Source organism: Serratia sp. KH_031, assembly GCF_057839655.1.
In genome coordinates this window covers 3598361-3617266 of sequence record NZ_CM174496.1, presented here as the reverse complement: position 1 = coordinate 3617266, position 18906 = coordinate 3598361, and the positions used below count along the sequence as shown (strand labels likewise).

At 51.9% G+C, this 18906-nt stretch carries 21 protein-coding genes; 1 reads left to right on the top strand and 20 read right to left on the bottom strand.

Going from position 1 to position 18906, the window contains the following annotated elements; genetic code table 11:
- Window positions 1-16: 16 nt before the first annotated feature.
- Window positions 17-1432 (bottom strand): N-acetylglucosamine-binding protein GbpA, encoded by a 1416-nt coding sequence (gene gbpA / locus AC3ISQ_RS16205; RefSeq protein ID WP_489348139.1) that lies wholly within the window; start codon window positions 1430-1432, stop codon window positions 17-19.
- A 349-nt stretch (window positions 1433-1781) separates the two neighbouring features.
- Between gbpA and gspS the strand changes: the two genes are divergently transcribed.
- Window positions 1782-2183 (top strand): type II secretion system pilot lipoprotein GspS, encoded by a 402-nt coding sequence (gene gspS / locus AC3ISQ_RS16200; RefSeq protein ID WP_489348137.1) that lies wholly within the window; start codon window positions 1782-1784, stop codon window positions 2181-2183.
- Here gspS and AC3ISQ_RS16195 read toward each other — a convergent pair.
- The 19 genes from AC3ISQ_RS16195 to AC3ISQ_RS16105 form a co-directional block, all read right to left on the bottom strand.
- Window positions 2171-2965 (bottom strand): prepilin peptidase, encoded by a 795-nt coding sequence (locus tag AC3ISQ_RS16195; protein ID WP_489348135.1) that lies wholly within the window; start codon window positions 2963-2965, stop codon window positions 2171-2173. The two genes, gspS and AC3ISQ_RS16195, sit on opposite strands and share 13 nt — an antisense overlap.
- Complete coding sequence (locus tag AC3ISQ_RS16190) at window positions 2958-3410, bottom strand: type II secretion system protein M (RefSeq protein WP_489348133.1); 453 nt, start codon at window positions 3408-3410, stop codon at window positions 2958-2960. The genes AC3ISQ_RS16195 and AC3ISQ_RS16190 overlap by 8 nt, the downstream gene beginning before the upstream one ends.
- A complete protein-coding gene (gspL, locus tag AC3ISQ_RS16185) occupies window positions 3407-4501 on the bottom strand; it encodes a type II secretion system protein GspL (RefSeq protein WP_489348132.1) in 1095 nt (364 codons plus the stop codon). The genes AC3ISQ_RS16190 and gspL overlap by 4 nt, the downstream gene beginning before the upstream one ends.
- 1 nt (window position 4502) lies before the next feature.
- On the bottom strand, window positions 4503-5408 hold the full coding sequence (gene gspK, locus AC3ISQ_RS16180; RefSeq protein WP_489348130.1) for a type II secretion system minor pseudopilin GspK: 906 nt from the start codon (window positions 5406-5408) through the stop codon (window positions 4503-4505).
- Window positions 5405-5977 carry a type II secretion system minor pseudopilin GspJ gene (gene gspJ / locus AC3ISQ_RS16175; protein WP_489348128.1) on the bottom strand — a complete coding sequence of 191 codons (573 nt, stop codon included), beginning with the start codon at window positions 5975-5977 and terminating at the stop codon, window positions 5405-5407. The genes gspK and gspJ overlap by 4 nt, the downstream gene beginning before the upstream one ends.
- Window positions 5974-6336: a type II secretion system minor pseudopilin GspI gene (gene gspI, locus AC3ISQ_RS16170; protein ID WP_489348126.1), complete on the bottom strand. Its 363-nt coding sequence runs from the start codon at window positions 6334-6336 to the stop codon at window positions 5974-5976. Before gspI ends, gspJ begins: the two co-directional genes overlap by 4 nt.
- A 2-nt stretch (window positions 6337-6338) precedes the next feature.
- A complete protein-coding gene (locus tag AC3ISQ_RS16165; RefSeq protein WP_489348125.1) occupies window positions 6339-6866 on the bottom strand; it encodes a prepilin-type N-terminal cleavage/methylation domain-containing protein in 528 nt (175 codons plus the stop codon).
- Window positions 6863-7297, bottom strand: coding sequence for a type II secretion system major pseudopilin GspG (gspG, locus tag AC3ISQ_RS16160; RefSeq protein ID WP_489348123.1), 435 nt, complete (start codon window positions 7295-7297; stop codon window positions 6863-6865). The genes AC3ISQ_RS16165 and gspG overlap by 4 nt, the downstream gene beginning before the upstream one ends.
- A gap of 20 nt (window positions 7298-7317) precedes the next feature.
- Window positions 7318-8520, bottom strand: a complete 1203-nt coding sequence (gene gspF, locus AC3ISQ_RS16155; protein WP_489348122.1) for a type II secretion system inner membrane protein GspF — start codon at window positions 8518-8520, stop codon at window positions 7318-7320.
- A 2-nt stretch (window positions 8521-8522) separates the two neighbouring features.
- Window positions 8523-9989 (bottom strand): type II secretion system ATPase GspE, encoded by a 1467-nt coding sequence (gene gspE, locus AC3ISQ_RS16150; RefSeq protein ID WP_489348120.1) that lies wholly within the window; start codon window positions 9987-9989, stop codon window positions 8523-8525.
- Between the two features lie 3 nt (window positions 9990-9992).
- Window positions 9993-11945, bottom strand: coding sequence for a type II secretion system secretin GspD (gspD, locus tag AC3ISQ_RS16145; RefSeq protein WP_489348118.1), 1953 nt, complete (start codon window positions 11943-11945; stop codon window positions 9993-9995).
- Between the two features lie 43 nt (window positions 11946-11988).
- Window positions 11989-12459, bottom strand: coding sequence for a type II secretion system protein N (locus AC3ISQ_RS16140; RefSeq protein WP_489348116.1), 471 nt, complete (start codon window positions 12457-12459; stop codon window positions 11989-11991).
- A gap of 3 nt (window positions 12460-12462) precedes the next feature.
- Window positions 12463-12981, bottom strand: coding sequence for a winged helix-turn-helix domain-containing protein (locus AC3ISQ_RS16135; RefSeq protein WP_489348114.1), 519 nt, complete (start codon window positions 12979-12981; stop codon window positions 12463-12465).
- 165 nt (window positions 12982-13146) lie between these two features.
- Entirely contained in the window at window positions 13147-13977 is an 831-nt protein-coding gene (locus tag AC3ISQ_RS16130; protein WP_489348112.1) for an MrpH family fimbial adhesin, read from the bottom strand.
- Complete coding sequence (locus AC3ISQ_RS16125; RefSeq protein ID WP_489348110.1) at window positions 13977-14492, bottom strand: fimbrial protein; 516 nt, start codon at window positions 14490-14492, stop codon at window positions 13977-13979. Before AC3ISQ_RS16125 ends, AC3ISQ_RS16130 begins: the two co-directional genes overlap by 1 nt.
- A gap of 8 nt (window positions 14493-14500) precedes the next feature.
- Complete coding sequence (locus tag AC3ISQ_RS16120) at window positions 14501-14983, bottom strand: fimbrial protein (protein ID WP_489348108.1); 483 nt, start codon at window positions 14981-14983, stop codon at window positions 14501-14503.
- On the bottom strand, window positions 14980-15492 hold the full coding sequence (locus tag AC3ISQ_RS16115; protein ID WP_489348106.1) for a fimbrial protein: 513 nt from the start codon (window positions 15490-15492) through the stop codon (window positions 14980-14982). Before AC3ISQ_RS16115 ends, AC3ISQ_RS16120 begins: the two co-directional genes overlap by 4 nt.
- Window positions 15493-15523: 31 nt before the next feature.
- Window positions 15524-16273, bottom strand: coding sequence for a fimbria/pilus periplasmic chaperone (locus tag AC3ISQ_RS16110; protein ID WP_489348104.1), 750 nt, complete (start codon window positions 16271-16273; stop codon window positions 15524-15526).
- A gap of 36 nt (window positions 16274-16309) precedes the next feature.
- Entirely contained in the window at window positions 16310-18832 is a 2523-nt protein-coding gene (locus tag AC3ISQ_RS16105; RefSeq protein WP_489348102.1) for an outer membrane usher protein, read from the bottom strand.
- Between the last annotated feature and the right edge of the window lie 74 nt (window positions 18833-18906).

Here is an 18906-nt window from a genome sequence, read left to right as displayed (position 1 = left end):
AATACATTAGACTGAATTACTTCTCAGTCCAAGCAGCTGTCCATGCATGGCCGACACCCGGTGCATAGTGGATATTACCTGGGATGTTACACCACGCAGCCACACCCGCTTTACACTCGTAGGCTTTGTCAGTGGCTGGGTTCATCACCACAGTGCCGCTAACATAGCTGCCGATACCGTCTGGGTAAACGTACTCGAAGTCACCAGCATTGCTTTCTGGGCGCAGGGTGATTTCGAAGCTGTCTTGCAGGCTCTGGCCATTGGCGTTAGTACCGATGATCACCATGGTGTATTTACCCGCGGTAACGTCAGCCAAATCAACGTTGATTGCCTGAGTGGCGTTATCGACCTCAGCGTTGAAGATGCCTTTAGACTGGTTGTTAGCGTCGAAGATCTGGCCTTCCAACGTCAATTTCCCGGTGACTGCTAGGTTGAAACCGACTTGAGCATTACCTTCTACGATTTCGTAGTGGTTCTGCAAACCGTTTACGCTGAAGCTGCCAATGTTGGCCTCATCTGCTGGGATTGGCGCAACGATAACCTGAGTCAGGCCAGTGTCAGCTTTAGTGTAAATGGTATTCACGCCGTAAACCGGGTTCACGCCGCCGGTGGAGTTTTTACGGCCTGCACGCAGCTCTTCGGTTTCGTTGATCTTGCTTGCCAGAGCGTGTGCCCAAACGTTTTTCTCACCCTGTGCGGCTGAGTTGATAGTCAGGGTGATTTCACGATCGGTCATTTCACCATTAGCATTAAACAGACGTGCTTTTACCAAAGAACCGGCTGGCAGATCAATGGTTGGCGTCAGGTTGCCGATGGTATTGCTCCACTCGGAAGGGATGTCTTCGTAACTTTCTTCGAACTCAACGTCTATCATGTTATGGAAGGTGCCCGCGGTGTCAGCCACATCCCACAGGCCGTAAATCACATGATAACCGCTACGTTCTGGCACATCACAAGTGTGAGTGGTAGAACCGGTGGTGGATGCCGGAGCGCTAGGGATCACACAGAATGGTGTCAGATCCAGAGAGTCACGGGTGATTGGCTGGTTTGGATTCCAACCTTCTTTGGTCATGTAGTATTTGATGCTGGCGATCGGGTGTGCCGCGGTGAAGCGCCAAGTGAACTCCTGTGTACCTGCCTGCATCGGCAGTTTTTTCCAACGGTCAGCAGTTTGCTCGTTCAACTTCACGCCAATCCAGTCAGTGCCACCGTTGGCACTAGCCAGATTACCGTCTTGTGGGCCAGCAGCAGGGAAACCGTCTGGACCTTCGCCGACGCTCTGTGGTTCATATTGTGCTTGACCACAATCTGCGTTTTGCCCCTGTTGGCACAGGTAAGCACGGGTTTCTGGTGAAGTAATAAAGCCGTGAGCCATTGCGCCGCCGCTGGCGGTTACTGCGGCAATTGCCAGCATGATTTTGCTGAGATTCATATGGGTTAGTCCTATTCCATGATGTTGAAAAGAGTGAAACGAATATTTATGTATGACACCGTCCGCATTTGGGCTTTTCGGCAAGCTAATTGTTTTCGGTGCTACAAAATATCGGGGGGCAGAATAGGTAACAGACACCTTAAAAACATACTTATTTGGCCTTAGCTGCAGGCGAAATAAGGTGTTGAAGGTGTTTGGTGGTTTATTCGTGTATGGGCTGCCATCGGCATTGGGGAAATCTTGAGAATGTGAGGTTAAATCACCTTATTTTTATGGGCTTACCTTGTCAATAGGCTATTGCTCACCTAAGATAATTTTTGTCGAATTATTATTTTATTAGGGAAGAACTATGTTTATTTCTCTGCGTAATACCTTTTTGGTCGCTGGGTTTATTTTTCTCACCGGATGCCAACAACAGCAACCGGTTAATAAAACCCAACCTCCGGCAAGCACTCAAGTGGAACAACTTTCTGCGTTATTAGCGGGGGGGCATTTTCTACGGACTAATTGCAATCGTGCCGATATTCCAGACGACGTGAAATTACAGCGCGCAGCAATGAGAATTGCGCAGCATCGTGGTTGGAATACCCAAGCGGCGGAATATCAGCAACTGCCGACACGGACTCAGGCACGTTATGACGCATTAACGCAAGACAGCACGCCAATGGCGGAGAAATGCACGACGTTGAATCAGAGCACCGCGCGTTTTATTAACGCGGCACAGACTGATCAGATGGATTATATGGAATAGTGACCGGCGAAGGGGGCTTTTAACAAGAATAGCCCCCAACCCGCGAGAGCCAATAATGGACCAAAAGGCAGCGCGGCATTCAGCGGTCTTTGTCGTAACGCTTTAGCCAGCAGGGTTATTATGATGCCGCTAGCAGAGGCGGTTAATAACAATACGGGTAAGTCTGCCCAACCTAACCACGCCCCCAGTGCTGCTAACAGCTTGAAATCGCCGTAGCCTAAAGCTTCACGTCCAGTGAGCAGTCGAAATCCCCAGTACAGCAGCCATAAAATCACATAGCCCGCAACGGCACCCATCACCGCTTCTGGTAAAAAGTGGCGGTCCTCCATCACGTGATATAACAAGCCGACCCACAGTAATGGCAAGGTTAAGCTGTCTGGCAATAGTTGGTGATCGTAATCGATCAGCGCCAACGCTAGCAGGCTCCATCCCAGCAGTAATGCCGCGAGTAATGGAATGCCCATCGGGTATAACGCCGCGCTGATTAAAGTGATCGCCAAGGTGGCTAATTCTATCAACGGATAACGGCGAGAGATTTTATGGTGACAATGGCGACAGCGACCGCGTTGTAGTAACCAACCGAACAGTGGAATATTGTCGCGCCAACGAATGGTTGTTTGGCAATGTGGGCAATGGGAACGCGGTAGCCATAGGTTGAAGTTTGTATTTTCTGGTTGCTGCAGCATCAGTGGCAGACGGTAAATCACCACATTCAGCAGGCTACCGATACATAACCCCAATGCGGTGAGCAATAGCCAGAACACGCCCGGTAATTCATTCATCGTCTTTGAACCTGACTTTGCCGTTTAACAGGCCATCGGCTTGATGGTTGAGCTGTAATTTTTCTACTTGAATGCCGTACTTGAATTCGAGCTGTGTCAGCCACGCGAGTACGGGGGGGAAGGTTTGCGGCGGCAGCTCACCTTGCGTAGTGAACTTAACGCCCAGCGGCTGCGCGCTGTTTTGCAGCAATTCAGGTAACGGAATATCGCTAGGCTGTGGACGCTGCGCTAATAGACTATTCAACCTAGGACGTTGCGCCTGCATCCATAACAGATCGCGCTGCGCTTGCAGTTGTCGTTTTTCGGCGCGTTGTTGGTAGCTGGTTAGTGGTGCGAGGAGCAATTGTTGTGCTAGCAGCAAGGCTAACAGGCCGCCGCATAATATCAGTAGAGCACGCTCCCGTTTACCGTAACCCCGCCAACGCTGTTGGCATTGTTCCATCATGAGGCATTCCTTTTTAGCCGTAACAAGGTGGTTTGCTCTTCTGTCATTTGAGTGGTGGCGTCGAGGTTTTTGCTGTTATGTGCCGCGAGTAATGGCTGTAATTGTTGCTCGCTGGTATTCAGTGTTAACGTCAGTTGCTCTCCATTCCAATCTAACGTTTTGACGGTTCCGGCTGGCAACGCGTTCAGCAGTTTTTGGCTGTCAGCCAGTAATGACAGTAACCCCGGCGGGGCACTATAGTTTTCTAATTCAGCGATGCGTTGAGCTAATTGTGTACGCGGTCGCTCCGGTGATTGTCCGGGGAAATAGTTTTGATAAATTTCGGTCGCTTGTTGTCGCAATTGCTTGGTGTGGCGATCGGCCTGAATCCCCGCCAGCAGCGGTTCAGCGGCGAAGGTCGATAGACAAAGTAAGATAAGGGCGAGCGGTAAACGAATAAGCCGTTGGGTCGGTGGCACCAAACGCACGGAGAATTCTCCGTGTAACAAATTAGGCAGCGGCGTAGTTACACCAGCGATTAACAGCATCAATGCGGGTTGGATGGCACGCTGTAGTGAGATCTGTGGCGCGAGCAGTAAATCTAACTCATCGTCAGTCGCGCAAAAGCCTTGATATTCACCATCGCGTACCAGCCATTCATCATCCAGTAATACGGCGGTATGAAGCGGTAACGCCAACACATCGGGTATCGCCCGTGCCGGTTTCAGCCCCCACAGAGCCAGTTGTTCCAGCCATTGCCGCAACTGATTTTTGTCTACTGCCGCTAATGCGTAGTCATTGCCAGTGCGATTGATCAACGTGACATGTAACTGTTCAATCTCGCTCAGCGCCAGATCTTCAAGTTGCCAACTTAGTGCCTGCAACGGTGGGCGGCGATGTTTGCCTTGAAAATTGACCTGTCGGAACATCATGCGTCTGGCAGGGAGCAGTAGGGTTATCTGGCTATCCGCTGGTGGCAGGTTATCCGCGCTCAGATAATCTTGACGATACTCACCAGTTGCCGTTTGAGTTAGCCAATGCCAAGGCGAGCCCTCATGACTGGCGATGCGGATAATGGTTTGTAGCGGTTGGTTTTTATTGTTCATCTTCATATTAAAATTCACTGATGCCATAACGACGTTCGGTGACCTGGAACCCTTGCTCGGTACGTTGCAAGCGGCTGTGTAGTTGGTAGATGTGAGGCGCTTCATTCACCCACAGCAACAGATCAAAATAGTCACTGCCCAAGGTGCTGGAACTTTGCATTTCAGCAAAGGCACTTAATGCCGCTTCAGGCATGGTGAGTTGATCCATTTGTTGCCAACCGTTATTCGGGCGGCTGGTCAGCAACGCTTGCACCTGTGGCCGTGAAAGCTGGTTGTGTAACATGGCGAACAACAGTTCGTGGCCGCTTACACCACTTAGCGTATTGATGTTGATGCGTAACCGGTTGTTGGGCAGTGTGCAGACCAGCGGTTGCAGGCGCTGCCAAAGTGTTTGGTCAATGTTCGGTAAGGCTCGTAGTTGGCTGACATCTAACAGCCGGGGTTGGGCTGCTAGTGCGGTGATAATGCCGTCGGCACGTGAAACCTCTACGCCCTGATTCAGCAACAGTTGGCGAAATGTCCTTTGCGAATAAGACTGGCGCGCTGGTGCTGCCGGTTCTTCGCCGATGGTTGGCACGACGCGTGGCCGCACGGCGGTAATGGCGTTCAGGTTGAAACAAGCCTGAGCATCACGCAGGCGATAGGCAATCTGAATATCATCTAATTGAAAGGTCTGACTGGTTAATGCCCAAGACTGGCCATTGTGTACCGGTTCGGCAGGCAATGTCGCCAGCAGTTGTAAACGCACCAGATCTTCCGCGCCTAATAATGTCCACTTGGCCTGTTGACGGAATTGCTGACTTTCGGCGCGGCTAAAGGCACGCTGCCAATATTCCTGTGTGCTGACTGCCACCGTCGCCATGGTCGCGACCATCAGCAACACTACCAGTAATGCCATCCCGCGCTGGTTCATGTTGTCCCCGTAATAAATATCACACGCTGCAAAGCGCCGAAGCCTTCTACATCCAACGTCACTTCAAGTGCTTCCGGTAGAACATAACTGGCGAACCAAGCATCTAACCAATGCCCATTAAGCCAAAAACGCAGACGAAAACCGTTGATGCTGTCGAAGCGAGCACGAATTTCCGGCACGGTTTCACCGCTCATACGCACTAGCCCGTTTTCATTCAGCCGCCAACTGACGTGCTCGAGTGAAGAACGCGGTAGATAGCCCGCTGGATTCAGCCAATTGCGCCGTAACAGCTTCAATTCTGGGTGTTCGCCGGAAAGGTTACTGGCAGCAGGAATGGGATTTTTGCCATCACCTTCAAACGGCTGCACTACTGCCTGAGCAATATCTTGTTCCAGCAGATTGAAAGCTTGCTGTGCTTCAGCCAGTCGAGTGGCGTGCTGTTGACTGATTTGCCCATTACGCAACACGCCTTGCAGGATCTGAAAACCCGTGATGCCGATGATCGCGAACAGCACGATAGCAACCATCATTTCCAGCAACGTGAAACCGGTTTGCGATGATTGTTTCATGGGCGCACCTGATAGCTACGTAACTGCGCCAGCGGCTGGAGTTGGCTTTCGTTCAGCCGGACTTCAATCTCTACTGCGCGCAGAGTGCTGTTGGAGGTGGTGACGCCGCGCCAACGCCAGTGCCAGGTTAAACCCGCCATCTCGCTGGTACCGGAGTGCCAGGCTTCCGCTGGCCAGATTTGAGTTAGCCGTAATACCGTGAGCTGGTTTTCTGCAATCCAAGCCGCGAACTGTTTTTGTTCCAGATGATCCAGATTGCGCACTTGCTCGCCGCTGGTTTTCATCACCGCCAGACCGGCGATCGCAAGGATCGCCAAGGCAACCATCACTTCCAGCAGCGTCATGCCACGGCAATTCACGGTTAGGAACCTTGCACAATTTTGCCCTGATCAATATTGATCAGATGCGGTGGCTGGTTGTCGGTCAGTAATTGCAATTCAAAATGACTGATCTCACCGCCGGGTAACATCAAGATACGCGGCTCCGGGCTTTGCTCCGGTAAGGTATTGCCGAGCGGGTATTCTTGACCGTCGATCAGTAAACGCAGACTTTTACCGGGCGGCAGGACACGTTGCTGCGGTTGTTTACCGATGGTGACCGGTTGCCATTGATGCCCCGGCCAGTAATAGCTGGTGTTTTGCCCATCGTTGGTGGCAGTCAGTTTCATTAGCTGCCATTCACCACTGGCGACGGCAAAACCGTACATCTGCCCATCTTGTGTGGCGTGTTCCATTGCCCAACGCAAAGTTGCACTGATCTGGTCGCTTTCTTTTTGTAATGAAGCATTTTTGGGCAGCGCACTGACTGCCAGCATCGCCACACCGCCCAGCAACACCAGCACTAACATCACTTCCAATAGGCTAAAGCCACGCATTCGGTGCTTGATCACGGTTGTTGCTCCAACATCCAGTTACCGATGTCGTCTTCGGTTGCGGGTTCGGAGTCTGGCCCTAGGGAGTAGACGTCAATCGTGCCGTGGATGCCGGGGCTGGTAATACGGTAATCGTTACCCCAAGGATCTTGCGGCAGGCGGCGCACGTAGCCATCAGCGCGGTAGTTACGCGGCTGCGGCGCCAGTTCTGGTTTTTTCACCAGTGAACGAATGCCTTGTTCGGTGCTGGGGTAGCGACCGTTATCCAGTCGGTACATGTCCAGCGCGTTTTCCAACGTGACAATATCGCTGATCGCTTTCTGGCGATCGGCGCGGTCTTTGTTACCCATCAGACTGGGAATGGTCAGGCTGGCGAGCACGCCGAGGATGACGATCACCACCATGATTTCCAGCAGGGTGAAACCGCGCTGGCGTGAGGTTTGTTGCATGGTGTTTTCTCCGTTATCGGTTAGCCAATCAAGCTGTTGAGTTGCAAGATCGGTTGTAAAATCGCCATGATGATAAACAGCACCACACCCGCCATGCTGACCACTAACAGCGGCTCAAACAGGCCGAGCGCCAGTGTCATCTGGCTGACAAAGGCTTGATCTTGAATATCGGCGGCGCGGGTGAGCATGTTGTCCAATTCGCCGCTGCTTTCGCCGGAGGCGATCATGTGGCGCATCATCGGCGACAGCAGCCGGGTTTGCTCCAACGCTTGTGACAGGCTGCTGCCTTCACGTACTCGGCTGGCGGCCAGTTGTAGTTGTTGGCGTGCGTGGTCGTTGGTGAGCACCGATGCGCTGATGTGCATCGCTTCCAACAATGGGACGGCGCTGGCATTCAGAATGCTCAGAGTACGGGCGTAACGAGCGATATTCAGGCCAAGGGCGATTTTGCCCAGTACCGGCAGTTGCAGAAATTGCTGGTGCCAACGTAAGCGTCGTTCTGCCGGGCGTAACCAGCGGCGGATCACCACCAATGCGCTCAATAACAACAACAGCGCCCACAGACCAAAATCACGCACCAGATCGCTGCTACTCATCAACAGGCGGGTCGTGAACGGCAGTTCTTGCTGCATATGGACAAATTGCTCCACGACTTTCGGTACCACCGCCGCCAGTAAAATCGCGATCACGCCGATGGCGACTACCGTCAACACCAGCGGGTAGATCATCGCCTGCGTCAGTTTGCTTTTCAGTTTTTGCGTTTGTTCGCTGTGATCGGCCAAACGCGCCAATACCGGAGCCAAATGCCCGGAGGCTTCGCCAGCAGCGATCATGGCGCGGAACAGTGGGCTAAAAGTACGCGGGAAGGCGGCTAATGCCTCTGCCAATGGCAGCCCTTCCAGCACGCGGCTACGCACTTGCATCATCAAGCGGGCGTGCGCGGGTTTCTCACATTGCTGCGCCAGTGCGCGCAAAGCCTCTTCCAAGGGGAGTGACGCGCCCACTAGCGTCGCCAATTGACGAGTGATCAGCACCAAATCGCGGCCTTTAATGGCATCGCCTCGGCTGCGTAGTGAAGCATTTTTCTTCGCAGGAACGATTGAGACCACCTGCAACTGGCGTTCCCGCAGTTGTTGACGGGCTGCACGCAGCGATTCGGCGCTGACAGTGCCTTGCTGGTTTTTGCCTTGGATATCGATCGCCTGATAACGAAACTCACTCATGGCTAGCCTTCCCGCGTGACGCGCAGCACTTCTTCTAACGTGGTTTGGCCGCTGAGAATTTTGCTCAAACCGTCGTGGCGAATGCTGTGGCAATGGCGGCGGAGCAGGGGGGCGAGCTCGGCTTCGCTGTCGCCACGGGCGATGGCTTGACGTAACGGCTCGTCGATCACTAACAGTTCGTGAATGCCAGTACGCCCACGGTAGCCACTGAAGTTGCATTGCTCACAGCCGATCGGACGAAAAGTGTGCCAGGGTTGCGGCGGTAGCGGCTCAAGCCCGGCTTCCACCAGTTGTTGAACATTGGGCGTTGCCGGGGCGCGGCAGTGTGGGCACAGGGTACGCACCAGTCGCTGCGCCAACACACCGATTAACGAACTGGCGAGCAGAAATGGCTCAACGCCCATATCGCGTAAGCGGCCAACGGCACCTAATGCGCTGTTGGTGTGCAGGGTAGAGAGCACCAAGTGGCCGGTGAGCGAGGCTTGTACCGCGATCTGCGCGGTTTCGTTATCACGGATTTCACCAATCATCACGACGTCGGGATCTTGACGCAGAATGGCGCGTAGCCCACGGGCAAAGGTCATCTCCACTTTGGCATTGACCTGCGTTTGCCCGATGCCTTCTAGCTCGTACTCCACCGGATCTTCCACCGTCATGATGTTGCGATCTTGGCTGTTAAGCTGGCTGAGCGCCGCGTACAGGGTGGTGCTTTTACCGGAGCCGGTCGGCCCGGTGACTAAAATGATGCCGTGCGGATTAAGGATCAGTTGGCTGATGGCTTGGCGCTTGGCCTCGTTCAGGCCGAGGCAGGCGAGATCGAGTTTGACGGTGTTTTTATCCAACAAACGCATTACCACGCGTTCGCCGTGGCTGGAGGGCAGGGTAGAAACACGCACATCGATGGCACGACCGCCGACGCGCAGGGCGATGCGCCCATCCTGCGGCAAACGTTTCTCGGCGATGTCGAGTTTTGCCATCACTTTGATGCGTGAGACTAACACTGGCGCGAGTTGACGTTGCGGTGTCAAAATTTGACGCAATACGCCATCGATACGAAAACGGATGATCAAGCGGCGCTCGAAGGGTTCGATGTGAATATCCGACGCACCTTCTTTGATCGCTTCCGCCAGCATGGCGTTGATCATGCGGATAATTGGTGCGCCGTCGTCGCTGTCCAGTAGATCGTCGTCTTCGGGTAATGCTTCTACCAATTGGTAGAAATCGACTTCGTTACCCAACTCCTCCATCATCTGACGCGCCTGATCGGAACCCTGCTGATAAGCGTTAACCAATGCCTGCTCGAACGTCGCATCGTCGAGCTGTTGTAAAGTGCAGCGCGGTAGTACGCGGCGCGCTTCTAGCAAGGCTTCGATGCTGGCTCCGGTACGAAACAGCAACTGGCTTTCCTGTGGCAAATACAACACACCCTGTTGCTGTGCCCAGGCGTAGGGCAACGCTTGTCCGTTCATCCATTATCCCTTGTTATAAAATGCGTCGATGTCGCGCTGCATATCGGCTAATGCGCGATTGCTTTGTGGGATCGCCAGTTGTGCATTCAGTTCTTGCCCCAACTTTTGGTTAGTCTCGCCACTGGCTTGCTGCTGGCCGAATTTATCCCGCTGATCACTGCTGATTTGGTTGTAGTTGTGCTGCTCGCGAATAATGGTCGGGCGGATAAACAGCATCAGATTGCGCTTTTTAGTCTCTTGCGATTTAGCGCCAAACAGGTTGCCGATAATCGGGATGCTGCCTAAAACCGGCACTTTGCTGTTCAGGTTGTTTTGGCTGGTGTCCAGCAGGCCGCCGACCACCACGGTATTATTGCTGCCGACCAGTACCGCGTTGCGCACGGTGCGGGTGTTGAAGGTTGGGCCGAGAGCGTTGTCACCGGCTTGGGCATCGACGCTAGAAACTTCCTGTTCGATCTCCAGCAGCACCGAATCGCCTTTGTTGATCTGTGGCTTCACTTTCAGTTTGATGCCGACGCTCTTACGCTCGACGGTGTTGAATACGTTGTCGCCGCTGGTGGTTTGCGAGCCGCTGAGCACCGGTACGTCTTGACCGACGTTGAATTCGGCTTCCATGTTGTCGAGAGTGACGATGCTCGGTGTCGCCAAAATATTGTTACGACTGCTGGTTTGTAGTGCGGTGAACAACGCCGCCCAGTTGCCGTGGTAGAAACCGGCAGCCAGTCCGCTGACTTTGCCGAGGGTGTCGCTGATACCGCCGGGTTGCATGCCTGCGATTGGTGCGCCAGTTTCTGGGAAGTTGGTGCCGCCGCCGTATTTGTTGAACCACTGCACGCCTAAACTCAGGCCGTCGGCGTCTTGCACTTCGACGATGATCGCTTCTACTAATACTTGAGCGCGGCGGATGTCCAGTTGGGCGATCACTTGCTCTAAATCACGCAACAGATCCGGCGCGGCGTTGATGATCAGCGCGTTGGATTGTTCGTCGGCTTTGATCACCACGTTTTTCATCATCGAGACGTTGGCAATCGGGGCATTGCCGCTGGCCGGTGATTGGCCTTCTTGCAATGAGGTGCTGACGCCAGTTAACACTTCCAGCAGGTTTTCTGCCTTGGCGTATTTCAGGTAGACAACTTTGGTATTGCCGCGTGACTCACCTTCGTCATCCAGTTGCAATACGGTTTCCACCATGCGGCGGCGGGCACTTTCTTCGCCGCTAATCAGTACCGAGTTGGTGCGCTCATCGGCGACGATGCTGGCGCTGGTACGACCGCTGGCGGTTTTGCCGTCTTCTTTGTGTAAAGAGCCGACCATACGCGCTACCTCAGCGGCAGAGGCGTGTTCCAGCTTGATGGTTTCTACGTTGTGATCGCCTGCACGATCGACGTTTTCGACAATCGCCATCAGTTGATTCACCACTGCCGCACGCCCGGTGATCAGCAGCACGTTGGAAGGATCGTAATGCACCACACTACCGACGGCGGCATCGTTCAATTGGCGCAGCAATGGCGCCAGATCTTTGGCGGTGACGTTATGGAGCGGTACCACGCGCATTACCACTTCATCGCCCACCGCTGGGTGGCGGCCTTCGATCAGTGGAATGACGGCACCTTTGGCGTTTTTGGCCGGGATCACCTTGAGTACGCCGTTTTTCATGTCCACCACCGCGAAGCCGTAGACATCTAATACGCTGAGGAAGAACTGGTAATACTGCTCATCGTCCAACTCTTCGTAGCTACGCACGCTGATGTTGCCTTTCACCGTCGGATCGATAATCACCGTTTTGCTCAGGTTCTTGCTGACGGTGTTGATAAACTCGTGAATGTCGGTGTTTTTAAAGCTGGCGGAATAATAGCCGCCCTCTTCACCCCAAGCGGGGGCGCTTAAGCACAGGGCGCAGGCCAACCATAAGGCGGCACGGCGCGTGCGGGGGATAATATGGGTGTTGATAGTCATAACTTGTCTTCTTCAGGCAGGCCGTGAGGCGGCTGCGGCAGTGTTAATCCAGCAACAGGGCTTCGTAATGCCCACGGCGGCTGATGATGATGCGGTCAGCAAAGATGCGTACCAGTTTGGCTTCTCCGGCTAACGGCTCACCGGGCGTCAGGCTGATTTGCCGTTGGTTATGCTCGACGACGGCGATCCCTTGTGGGCCACTCAACACGCCGGTTAGACGTGCGTTAAGTGAACTGACCGGTGCTTCACGCAATTTGGCGTCGTCCAGCGCGATATTACCCACCCGAAACGGGGATACGGCGGCAGGTGCGCGGAACAGTTGTAGTTGCTCTAGAGCCTTGCTATCCAGTGCGGGTTTGGCTGCTAGCGCGGTAACCGCGACGCGAGGTTCATTCGGCCATGGCAATGGCTGCGGCCAGATCTGATACAGACGCAATATGAACGCGACGAGTAGCGCGAAGGTGACGAACCGCGCCAGATGCTGTGGCGACAGGGTTTTAAGCAGGTTGGTCATGGTTTACACCAGCACCAACAAGGAAATCATGAAAAAAGAACGCCCGAGGTGAATCAGGCGTGCGAGGAGCGAGGGCGAGCCCTCAACAGTATCACCATTATTATTGTTGTCATGCTGCTCTGGTGTAACGGCATGATCTTTCCGTTGCGGTTGGCCTAAGGTTTTAAGCAATGGCTCATTCAACTTAAGGCCGTAATAAGGCACGGTGAGCACTAACTGGCCCGGTAATTGGTGCTGTTTGAATAGCGCACGCAGTTGGAATACCAACTGGTGATAATTGTTGTCGCTGATGCGTTTATGGTTCTCGTGCCAGACGATATTAATGATCTTACGTTTGCAATTAATACCCTTAATCAAACATACCAGCAGGCGTTTCTGTGCCTCGCTGAGAGAGAGTTCGCGGCGGCAGGCGTGCAACTGCAGCGTATTCATCTGGCAATTCAGCGTGAATGCATTTTGATAGGGCAACACACCGGCATTGATGATTTCTGTGCACTGCTCGCTGCTTAATATAGCCGCCATTCCTTAAAATACCTTTGATTAAGTCTTAAATCTGGTGGCTAGTTTAAGGGGCGCGGCGAGGTAAGAAGAGTCGGGAGGTTCCTAAGGTGGTGTAGGAATGTTCTGGGGGTAACGTGTGCGGTGAAATTAAAGGGATAAGGCAAAAAAGGTCTTATCCCAGAGTGATTAATCCAGCACTATAACGAGTACCCCGCTACCATTGAACTCACCGCTGTGCGTTGAGCCATGGTTGACGACATTGGATTCCACCGTGACGGTGTTGCTGGCGCCAGTAGAAACGGTTTTTGTTACTTCTCGTTGACCATTGTCGAAGGTAATGGTTGAAACCAGTCTGCCGTCACTGCTCAGATTGATGGCTGAGTGATCACCACTGCTGCCGATGGCGTAGATACGTGCGCTGACATTACCTTGACAACTAAAGGTGGCGTTGGCGATTTGCCGTTGAGATGGTGAGCCTGTCGGAAGATTGATAGTGCCATGGTTGATATTGACAACGCCGGTAAAGGCGCAGCTGGTGGGGACTGGTACGGGGAATCCACACAAAATATCAGGCAATTGCTGAAGAAACTGAGGGTCTCCGCTATCGGTTGTCCAACCCACGCAGCTAATTATAGAGTCACTGAGACTAACATCGAACTCGCGGGTAAGCAGCTGGCGACCATCGGCATTTAGTAAACGCCAGAGTTCACCTAAGGTGGGAGCAGTGGTTAAAGCAAGGTGTTGGTCTGAGCTCCAAACAATAGCGGGTATCTGTATGACCGAGCTGAATAATGCTACTCCAACGCCTATTTGACAGTAACTTTTGCCATAGCAAGGATTGGTCGTAGTGTTAGCATAGTCGGCGTTAAGCCTGTTTATGACCTTTATTTGATCATCCGCTACATTTTGAAAACTCTGAAAAGAAAGGCTCGAAGCGGCATAACTGGCAGAGCTTCCTCCCATTATCAATAAAGCGGCCAACAGCCATTTGTGAGTCATTTTCATCATTAATTTCATTACGGATAATCCAAACGAAAGGTGGCACTGGCGCTATAGTGACCGGGAGAGAGGGTTCGGTTGGCGATGGCTTCGGGCTCGCCCCGCAAATAGGCATAAAAAGTCAGGGTATAAATGCCATTACTCAATAAATACGGGTTGCTGGTGGCATTGATGCGAATGGGGATTCGCACGCTGTCTTCAATACCGATAGCAAAACCAGAAGCTTCGCTGCTGTCGTCCAACTTCAATAAATTAGGTAATGCTGGATTGGTGATGCCGTTGAACGTGATGGTGACAGCATTACTGACGTCGGTATTACATTCTTGCAGCGTCAGCCGGAAAACCTCTCCTGCGGTGCGATGATTGGTATACAGCTCTCCGACGTCAGTGGCATTAAACGGGTGGTCGATATTTTTACTGTCGGGGTGAATGGTGCAGGCTTTAGCCACCAATGCACCGTGAAAGTTTAGGTTTTCTGTGGCTATTAGCGGTGAAGTTAGTAGCAGTCCAATCAAAGGTAAATAAAATTTCATGGTGGCTCCTATTGATATTGCGCCAGCAAGGTGGCGTTGGCGGAGAAGTCACCTTCAGTCAGATCTACACTGTCTGCTTTTACCGGGACGGCCTGTAACACCGGTAGGTTATTGAGGTCGGCATTCCAAGGTCGATTGAGCAGCAATGGATAGCCGTCTTTCATGATCCTGATGCCTAAACCGGGCATGGTGGTTTGCAGCGTGAAACTATCCATCAGTGGAGGATTACTGTTGAGACTTAAGGTAAAGCTCCAACCACTATTATCACCGGAACACACAACGCTAAAGGGGATCTGCTGGGTATAGTTAATACCGTTGATTTTATTTACCCCGAGGTTTTCCCCAAAATTGATATCGATCACCTCGCCTTCCTCAATGACACAATCGGGTGGAGCGAGCAGCGTGCCACGGATTTGGGTATCAGTGGCCAAAGCGTATTTGCTCATCAGCAGCAACACCAAGGCATAATAAGGGGATAAGTTGCGGTTCATTGGTAAGTGATCTGCAATGTGGCGTTAGTATTAAACTCACCAGCGGCTAACGTGCTTGTGGCTAGTTTGGCGGGAACCAGAAAAAGTTGCGGATGAGTGGTGGTGTAATTAAAACCGAAATTGGTATTGAGTGCTTGGGGCGTTTCCCCTCTGAACAGCGCAATACCAAATCCCTCCCTCCCAGGTACCGCTAACACGTTGGTGCCGAATCCGGTCGCTCGCGTGCCCAGAAACTGTAATTGCACCGTATTGTTGGTCAGGTTACTGCATTGCAGGTGGTAGATTAGTTCCATTTTTTTGTTGGTTGTTCCGTCAATTTCGTCGATTCTGATATCATCAAAATTGACTTCAAGAGATGGAGCTCCCTTGCCATCATCAATAGTGCAAGAAGGGGGTTCTTGCAAAACCCCAAGAATATTAACGGCCACGTTAGCCCAAGCGGTACTGCAACCGAACATTGTGGCTGAAATAAAGAGCGCTGTGGTAATAGGGGAAAATGTAGATTTCATTTTGGGTTCCTTGTCCTATTGTTACTATGGGTCAGCTTTTTGCGTTCGCAGCGGTGCGGCAAGAGCCTGCATTACAGCTGAAATTAAGCTGTGGGCGTCCGCCGTGATCGTTGATATAAGTCAGCACCGGGGTATTACCTAAGGTGCTGGCTTTGACCTTCAGATCGGCTTTGCTGAAAGGTGCCACCATGACGGGTTCAAACCCAGTCACGCTGTCGCCTTTTTTACTGCCAACATCAACCAAGGTGATGTAATAAGCGGTTGGATTGTTGACGTGATAACCATTCCCTTGACGCTCCAGAATGAGTTGCTCTTGCCATGGTGCCGCTGGTTTGTTTTTATCCGGTACGATCCCTTGTGGGCGATAGAACAGCTTGATACGGGTCTGTAATGCGATTTGTAGCGAGTTACTTTTGTCGCTTTTCGGTGGGATCTCGCGCAAGTTGAAGTAATAGAGCGTTTCACGATCTTGTGGTAATTGCTGAGTGGCTGCTGGTAGCGCTTGAACTTTGAGTTGGCTCGATTTGCCTGGCTCCAAACGTTGTACTGGCGGTAATACGACCAATGGGCCTTGGATTTTTTTCCCTTGCGGATCTTCAATCCAACCCTGTGCTAGATAAGGTAATTTGGGGTTTTTGTTATTGATGTGCAGTGTGGTGGAGCTTTCACTACCATTTACGATCACACGAGTGCGATCTAATGCGATAGAAGCGCTTACTGAGTGAGCGATCAAGATGGTCGTTAGTAGGACGCTACCACGGATAAAGTTATTCAATTTCATCGTACTTAACTCTTGGTAAATAAATTTTAAAGACCCTTATCCTTGCGTTTCTTTTAACTGACATGGCAGCAATAACTGGCTATGCAGACCATCTGGCAAGGTTTCAGGTAGGGTGATGTGGCATTGTCCGTTGCCATTCCAATGTACTGACATTTGTTCTCCCGGTTTGAGGCCGCTGAGGTAAGCGTTACCATCATCCGCCACCATGCCAATGTCTTGCTGGCGATGGTTTTGTACCGTGGCACCAAAGGGGGGGAAACTGCCGTCTGCCAGTCGAATAATGGTCATGGCTTTTTGACCCGAGATAACACCGAGGCGGCGATAGCCGATGGCACCTTCAGTTAGAGTGATTTGGGCGACAGAGTCGGTGGCCTCAATGTTGTCATTCAGAGCATCGATATCGATACTGGCGTGAGTACGGTAGTAGCTGTTGACATCAGTGACGACGGCTTTACCAAAACGGTTACTGCGACTACTGGCACCTTGGCCGCGCACCGGTATATCCGCAACACCGTCGGTATCCAACAACAGACGGGTACCGCCTTGAGTTCCTGCGCGATGCAGGGCTGCACCTTCACGGGTGGCGGTGATGCCGCCACGCATTGATAGCCCTACAGAAGTGTACCTATTGGCTTGGTAGCTGGCGTTGGCGCTCATTTCTGCATGGTCGCCAAGATAGTTGTAGTAGCCGCTGGCGAGGGTACCTTGGCTGCCTGCTCCGGCATTGATCTGGTAGCTATTGTGATCGTCTACTCGACTGTAATAACCCACCGTTTGTGAATGATCGTGTCGGCTGACATTAGCGTTATAGCGCACGGTATTCCCGTTGCCCCAAGGCAATGACAAGGAGAGATAGACGCCATCGTCACGTTCACCGTCATACAGGCGTCGGTAGGCTGAAAGTGAGGCATTGATGCTTTTGAATGAACCGATGTTCATAAAGCGTGACAATGACAAGTCATAGCTGTCGCTGTCTGGACGATCCCAATAGGATTGGTGGCTGTAGTTGAGGTAGGCACTGACTCCCAGATCGCGGAATTGTTGATTAAAACTCAGTGTGTACAACTCTTTACTGTTATAAGTGCGTTGCCCAAGTTCACGTGCGCTCAGGTATTCGCTCATACTCATAAAATTGCGTTCGGAGAAACGGTATCCGGCAAAAGTAATTTGGCTATTATATTCATCAAAGCTTTTCGAATAACTTAAGCGATAAGAGGCTCCTGCCAGCGTATCCTGCTGAGGTAACTCGGCATGTGAACCCGTGATGTCAAACGATAACGCTCCAAGGAATAACAGATCGCGACCAATACCTAACGCCAACGCATTGTATTCTTCACTGTTGATACTGCCGCCATACAGTGACCAGCCGTTATTAACCCCCCAAGAAAACTCACCGGCGGCAAACATCGGCCCGATAGCATGGTGTTGCCAGTCGGTCGGACGACCGGTAGCTAATTTATAACGTACTGAACCTGGGCGAGTCAGATAAGGAATGTTGGCGGTGCTAACCTGAAAGGTCTGCACGTTGCCATCTTGTTCTTCCACTCGGACGTCCAACATGCCGGAGATGGTGTTGCTAAGGTGCTGAATACGAAATGGTCCAGCAGCGACCTGAGTCTCGTAAATCACACGCTCTTGTTGGCTGATAATCACCGTGGCATTGGTTTTGGCGACACCGCTGACTTCGGGCGCATAGCCCCGCAGATTCGGCGGTAACATATTGTCGTCGGAAACTAGACTTCCTCCGGCAAAACGGAAGCTATCGAAGACGCTGGAACTGAGATAATCCTCTCCCAATGTCAAACGAGAGTGCCAACTTGGCAGGGCGCGATAAGCGTAATAGCGGCTCCAATCCAGATTCCGCTGGGTTCCATTACCGCTACCGGTATGATGTTGCAATTGTGCCTGCCAGTCAGCGCGAAAACGCCAAGCGCCAAAATTAGCACCGGCAGTTCCATTACCATTCAGGCTATTGTCTTGACCACCGCTAGAAGTGCGTTTGCTGGTTTGGGCATTAAGGCTGTAATCAAACAATAAACCGGCAATACCATTATCCCAACGTAAAGGTGGGTCCCAATCCGCAGAGGTATATTCCAGGTAAGCCTGAGGTACATTAATATAGAGCGAAGATGTGCTCAGATCGCCTTTGGCTTCTAATCCATCCAGACTACGGGTATCTAAACACTGCCCTTGGGGCAACCAAATTAGTTCTTTTTGATAACTGGGCTTTAGTCCGAACGTATCGACCATTTCACGAGTTAGGCAGGGCTCGCTTCCATTGGGATCGCTTTCAGGGGCCTGAAAAATAACCGGTTGTACGGTAAGTGTTGATTTGTTCAAGTGCAACGTCATGCTATAGGTGCCTGGCAAAATAAAGTCGCCGCGGGAGAATTGGCTCAGATCAAAATTATTACGATCCTGCACGTCCAACATGTCGGTATTGAATTCAATATCACTATTCGCCAAAGCAGAACTGACGTTATGATTTAATGCGAAAGCGATTACTATAGCGAGAATGTGTGGCCGGGAATTAAATTTTTGTAACAATAGACACTCCATGAAATACAACCTTATTAATAATCAGTAATAATCCATTGGGTAATAAACATGGGAGTGATATTCCCTAACCTAGA

Coding starts and splice junctions, on each gene's coding strand:
- gbpA (WP_489348139.1), bottom strand. CDS start 1,432: ATGAATCTCAGCAAAATCATGCTGGCAATTGCCGCAGTAACCGCCAGC.
- gspS (WP_489348137.1), top strand. CDS start 1,782: ATGTTTATTTCTCTGCGTAATACCTTTTTGGTCGCTGGGTTTATTTTT.
- AC3ISQ_RS16195 (WP_489348135.1), bottom strand. CDS start 2,965: ATGAATGAATTACCGGGCGTGTTCTGGCTATTGCTCACCGCATTGGGG.
- AC3ISQ_RS16190 (WP_489348133.1), bottom strand. CDS start 3,410: ATGATGGAACAATGCCAACAGCGTTGGCGGGGTTACGGTAAACGGGAG.
- gspL (WP_489348132.1), bottom strand. CDS start 4,501: ATGAAGATGAACAATAAAAACCAACCGCTACAAACCATTATCCGCATC.
- gspK (WP_489348130.1), bottom strand. CDS start 5,408: ATGAACCAGCGCGGGATGGCATTACTGGTAGTGTTGCTGATGGTCGCG.
- gspJ (WP_489348128.1), bottom strand. CDS start 5,977: ATGAAACAATCATCGCAAACCGGTTTCACGTTGCTGGAAATGATGGTT.
- gspG (WP_489348123.1), bottom strand. CDS start 7,297: ATGCAACAAACCTCACGCCAGCGCGGTTTCACCCTGCTGGAAATCATG.
- gspF (WP_489348122.1), bottom strand. CDS start 8,520: ATGAGTGAGTTTCGTTATCAGGCGATCGATATCCAAGGCAAAAACCAG.
- gspE (WP_489348120.1), bottom strand. CDS start 9,989: ATGAACGGACAAGCGTTGCCCTACGCCTGGGCACAGCAACAGGGTGTG.
- gspD (WP_489348118.1), bottom strand. CDS start 11,945: ATGACTATCAACACCCATATTATCCCCCGCACGCGCCGTGCCGCCTTA.
- AC3ISQ_RS16140 (WP_489348116.1), bottom strand. CDS start 12,459: ATGACCAACCTGCTTAAAACCCTGTCGCCACAGCATCTGGCGCGGTTC.
- AC3ISQ_RS16135 (WP_489348114.1), bottom strand. CDS start 12,981: ATGGCGGCTATATTAAGCAGCGAGCAGTGCACAGAAATCATCAATGCC.
- AC3ISQ_RS16130 (WP_489348112.1), bottom strand. CDS start 13,977: ATGAAATTAATGATGAAAATGACTCACAAATGGCTGTTGGCCGCTTTA.
- AC3ISQ_RS16125 (WP_489348110.1), bottom strand. CDS start 14,492: ATGAAATTTTATTTACCTTTGATTGGACTGCTACTAACTTCACCGCTA.
- AC3ISQ_RS16120 (WP_489348108.1), bottom strand. CDS start 14,983: ATGAACCGCAACTTATCCCCTTATTATGCCTTGGTGTTGCTGCTGATG.
- AC3ISQ_RS16115 (WP_489348106.1), bottom strand. CDS start 15,492: ATGAAATCTACATTTTCCCCTATTACCACAGCGCTCTTTATTTCAGCC.
- AC3ISQ_RS16110 (WP_489348104.1), bottom strand. CDS start 16,273: ATGAAATTGAATAACTTTATCCGTGGTAGCGTCCTACTAACGACCATC.
- AC3ISQ_RS16105 (WP_489348102.1), bottom strand. CDS start 18,832: ATGGAGTGTCTATTGTTACAAAAATTTAATTCCCGGCCACACATTCTC.